5 protein-coding genes are annotated in these 4,400 nt (G+C 72.6%); all 5 read left to right on the top strand.

The annotated features are described in order from the left end of the window. Positions 1–186 (top strand): Trp biosynthesis-associated membrane protein (locus SACHA_RS23525; RefSeq protein ID WP_028662758.1); only part of this gene is annotated, 186 nt, incomplete at its 5' end. Between the two features lie 153 nt (positions 187–339). Beyond that, positions 340–1,149: an indole-3-glycerol phosphate synthase TrpC gene (trpC, locus tag SACHA_RS0100680; protein ID WP_019806370.1), complete on the top strand. Its 810-nt coding sequence runs from the start codon at positions 340–342 to the stop codon at positions 1,147–1,149. Further along, positions 1,128–2,369, top strand: a complete 1,242-nt coding sequence (gene trpB, locus SACHA_RS0100675) for a tryptophan synthase subunit beta (RefSeq protein WP_019806369.1) — start codon at positions 1,128–1,130, stop codon at positions 2,367–2,369. Before trpC ends, trpB begins: the two co-directional genes overlap by 22 nt. Further along, the gene (trpA, locus tag SACHA_RS0100670) at positions 2,366–3,157 is read left to right on the top strand and encodes a tryptophan synthase subunit alpha (protein WP_019806368.1); all 792 of its coding nucleotides are present in this window, start codon (positions 2,366–2,368) and stop codon (positions 3,155–3,157) included. The genes trpB and trpA overlap by 4 nt, the downstream gene beginning before the upstream one ends. Positions 3,158–3,209: 52 nt before the next feature. After that, a complete protein-coding gene (gene lgt, locus SACHA_RS0100665) occupies positions 3,210–4,304 on the top strand; it encodes a prolipoprotein diacylglyceryl transferase (RefSeq protein ID WP_019806367.1) in 1,095 nt (364 codons plus the stop codon). Positions 4,305–4,400: the final 96 nt, after the last annotated feature.

The raw sequence follows: 4,400 nt of genomic DNA, 5'->3' as shown, positions 1-4,400 counted from the left end.
GGAGCCGTGGCGGCGTGGCGCGGGCCCGCCATGCCCCGGATGGGGGCGAAATACTCCGCGCCGACGACGGCGCGGCGGTCCACGTCCGCGCGGGACGGCACGGCACCCGACCGGGCACGCGACGACGACACGGAACTGTGGAACGCGCTCACCGAGGGAGAGGATCCGACGGCACGCGAACGGTGACACCGGTGTTTGTTCCCGGCAGGCACGGCGAATCCGACCCGGAGCCGATGCACGACACCGTGCGGGTTAGCATCGGTCCGGCGGGAAGGGGAAGGTTTTTGTGAGCCACCTTGCGAGTGAATCAACAGTCGTGACTCCCGGTGGGGCCGCCCGGTGAGCGTTCTCGAAGACATCATCTCCGACGTCCGGGCCGATCTCGCGGAACGCGAGGCGGCACTACCGTTCGACGAGCTGAAGCGGCGCACGGAACACGCGCCGGCACCGCGGGACGTGATGGGCTCGTTGCGTGAGTCCGGGATCGGGGTGATCGCCGAGGTCAAGCGGCGCAGCCCGTCCAAGGGCGAGCTGGCCGCGATCCCGGAACCCGCGACGCTGGCGAAGGACTACGAGGACGCGGGTGCGCGGGTGATCAGCGTGCTCACCGAGCGCCGCCGCTTCGGCGGGTCGCTGTCGGACCTCGACGCGGTGCGGGCCGCGGTGGACGTCCCCGTGCTGCGCAAGGACTTCATCGTCAGCCCGTACCAGGTCCACGAGGCCCGGCTGCACGGCGCCGACATGATCCTGCTGATCGCCGCGGCGCTGGAGCAGAGCGCGCTGGTGTCCCTGCTCGACCGGGTGGAGTCGCTGGGCATGACCGCCCTGGTCGAGGTGCACAACGCCGAGGAGGCGGACCGGGCCCTGGAGGCCGGTGCGTCGGTCGTCGGGATCAACGCGCGCAACCTGCACACCCTCGAAGTGGACCGGGACGTGTTCAGCAGGCTGGCCCCGGGACTGCCGATGGACACCTTCAAGATCGCCGAATCCGGTGTGCGCGGCCCCGGGGACCTGATGGCCTACGCGGGCCACGGCGCGGACGCGGTGCTCGTCGGCGAGGGGCTGGTCGCTACCGACGATCCGAAGAACGCGCTGGTCAAGCTCGTCACGGCGGGATCGCACCCGGCATGCCCGAGGCCGAGCCGGTGAGTACGCACCCCACGCCGCCGACCGGACACGACCCGGACCCCCGCGGGCACTTCGGCCCCTACGGGGGGCGGTTCCTGCCCGAGGCGCTCATGGGCGCGCTCGACGAACTGGCCGCCGAGTACGACAAGGCGCGGCAGGACCCGGCGTTCGAGGCCGAGTTCTCCCGGCTGCTGTCCGACTACGCGGGCAGGCCGTCGCGCCTGACCGAGGCACCCCGGTTCGCCGAACACGCGGGTGGGGCCCGGATCTTCCTCAAGCGGGAGGACCTCAACCACACCGGATCTCACAAGATCAACAACGTGCTCGGGCAGGCCCTGCTCACCCGGCGGATGGGCAAGACCCGGGTCATCGCCGAGACCGGGGCGGGCCAACACGGGGTGGCCACGGCCACGGCGTGCGCGCTGCTCGGGCTCGAATGCGTGGTCTACATGGGCGAGCTGGACACGCGGCGGCAGGCCCTCAACGTCGCCCGGATGCGGCTGCTCGGCGCGGAGGTCGTGCCCGTGGCCACCGGCTCGCGCACCCTCAAGGACGCCATCAACGAGGCCCTGCGCGACTGGGTGACCAATGTGGACACCACGCACTACCTGCTGGGTACCGCCGCGGGGGCACACCCGTTCCCGCTGATGGTGCGCAACTTCCACACGGTCATCGGCGAGGAGGCGCGCGCGCAGATCCTCGACGCGACCGGACGGCTGCCCGACGCCGTCGCCGCGTGCGTCGGGGGCGGGTCGAACGCGATCGGCATCTTCCACGGCTTCCTCGACGACACGGATGTGCGGCTGGTCGGGATGGAGCCGGGCGGCAAGGGGCTGGACACCGACCGGCACGGCGCCACCCTGACGAAGGGGAGCCCCGGAACGCTGCACGGTGCCCTGTCGTACCTGCTGCAGGACGACGACGGACAGACCACCGAGGCGTACTCGATCTCGGCGGGGCTCGACTACCCGGGAGTGGGGCCGGAGCACTCCTGGCTCAAGGACAGCGGCCGCGCCGAGTACCGCGCGGTCACCGACGCCGAGGCGATGGACGCCTTCCAGCTGCTGTCGAAGACCGAGGGGATCATTCCCGCGATCGAGTCGGCGCACGCGCTCGCCGGGGCCCTGACCCTCGGCCGCGAACTCGGCGCGGGTGCGACGATCGTGGTCAGCCTGTCCGGCCGCGGGGACAAGGACGTGGACACGGCCGCCCGCTACTTCAACCTCGTGGAGGACGTGTGAGCAGGCTCGACGAGCTGTTCGGCCGGACGAGGGACGAACAGCGTGGTGCACTGGTGGCCTATCTGCCCGCGGGGTATCCGACCGTCGACGGATCGAAGGAGCTCCTGGCCGCCACCCTGGACGCGGGCACCGATCTCGTGGAGGTCGGGGTACCTTACTCCGACCCGGTGATGGACGGGCCCACCATCCAGGCCGCCGCGGACGAGGCGCTGCGAAGCGGCTTCCGGCTCAAGCACCTGTTCGAGGTCGTGGAGTCCGTGGCCGCCCGGGGTGGGCGTGCGGTGGTGATGACGTACTGGAACCCCGTGCACCGCTACGGCGTGGACGCCTTCGCCCGCGACCTCGCCGCGGCGGGCGGACTGGGGATGATCACTCCGGACCTGACCCCGGACGAGGCGCCGGAGTGGGTGACCGCCTCCGACGAGCACGGGCTGGACCGCATCTTCCTGGTGGCGCCGTCCTCGTCGGACGCGCGTCTTGCGCTCACCACGAAGGCCACCACCGGCTTCGTCTACGCGACCGCCGTGATGGGGGTCACCGGTGCGCGGGAGTCGGTCGGCGCGAATGCGGCGGAGCTGGTGCGCCGCACCCGCGCGCACACCGATCTGCCGGTCGGGGTCGGACTGGGCGTCCGTTCGGGGGAGCAGGCCGCTGAGGTGGCGGGATTCGCCGACGCGGTGATCGTCGGCTCGGCCCTGGTGGCGAAGGCGGCCGACGGTCCCACGGCGGTGGCGGAGCTGACCGCCGAACTCGCCGACGGCGTCCGCCGTCCGGCGCACGGGGCGTGATCGGGCCCGAGGCCCCCGTCCCGGCGGTGTGCCCGCGCGCTACGGTGGCCCGGTGACCACCGCCGCGACCACCTTCCTCGCGACCATCCCCAGCCCGGACCGGGGCGTGTGGGAGATCGGCCCGTTCCCCCTGCGGGCGTACGCGCTGTGCATCATCGCCGGCATCGTCGTCGCCATCTGGTGGGGCGAGCGCCGCTGGGTCGCCCGGGGCGGCACCAAGGGCACGATCGTGGACATCGCGGTGTTCGCCGTGCCGTTCGGGCTGATCGGCGGCCGGCTCTACCACGTGCTCACCGACTGGCAGCTCTACTTCGGCGAAGGCCGGGATCCCGTCCGTGCCCTCTACATCTGGGACGGCGGACTGGGCATCTGGGGTGCCATCGCGCTGGGCGCGGTGGGCGCGTGGATCGCGTGCCGCCGCCGGGGGATCCCGCTGCCCGCCGTGGCCGACGCGGTCGCGCCGGGCATCGTCGTCGCCCAGGCGATCGGCAGGCTCGGCAACTACTTCAACCAGGAGCTCTACGGCGGGCCGACGGATCTGCCGTGGGGCCTGGAGATCTACTGCCGCGGCACGGGGGGTGTCCCACCCGCCACCTGCACCCCGGACAACCCGGGGCCGCTGAACGGTGTGGCCGTCAGCGACGTGCCGCTCACCGTGGTGCACCCGACCTTCCTCTACGAGCTGCTGTGGAACCTCGGGGTGGCGCTGCTGGTGGTGTGGGCCGACCGGCGGTTCCGCCTCGGCCACGGGCGGGTGTTCGCCCTCTACGTCGCCGGGTACACGGCGGGCCGGTTCTGGATCGAGCTGATGCGCGCCGACGAGGCGAACGAGATCCTCGGCCTCCGGGTCAACGTGTGGACGTCGATGCTGGTCTTCGCCGGGGCGGTGACGTACGTCCTGCTGGCCGGTCGGCGCGGCCCCCGGGAGGCGCCGGAGACACTGCGCAGCCCCGACGACGACCGGAACGACGGTGATCGGGACGACGACCGGAACAACGGCGACGACCGGAGCGACCGGGGGGACAGCGACGCCCTCGTGGATCGTGGCGGGGACACGGGGGGCTCCACGCACGCCGGGGACACCGCACGCACCGGGGACCCCGGCGGTGGAGCGGTCCGGGACGCCCGACCCGACGACGGGTCCTGAAGCCGGCCTGATCCGGGGACCTCGTCGGCTCGCCCGGGCAGGGGACCGTGGACGCTCAGCCGGCGCGGTCGCCGGGCCCGCCACCGTGGCCCCGGA

It is taken from the genome of Saccharomonospora halophila 8, assembly GCF_000383775.1.
GTDB lineage: Bacteria > Actinomycetota > Actinomycetes > Mycobacteriales > Pseudonocardiaceae > Saccharomonospora > Saccharomonospora halophila.
Note: the sequence above shows the minus strand (reverse complement) of the source record. Positions and strands in the feature narration are given on the sequence as shown.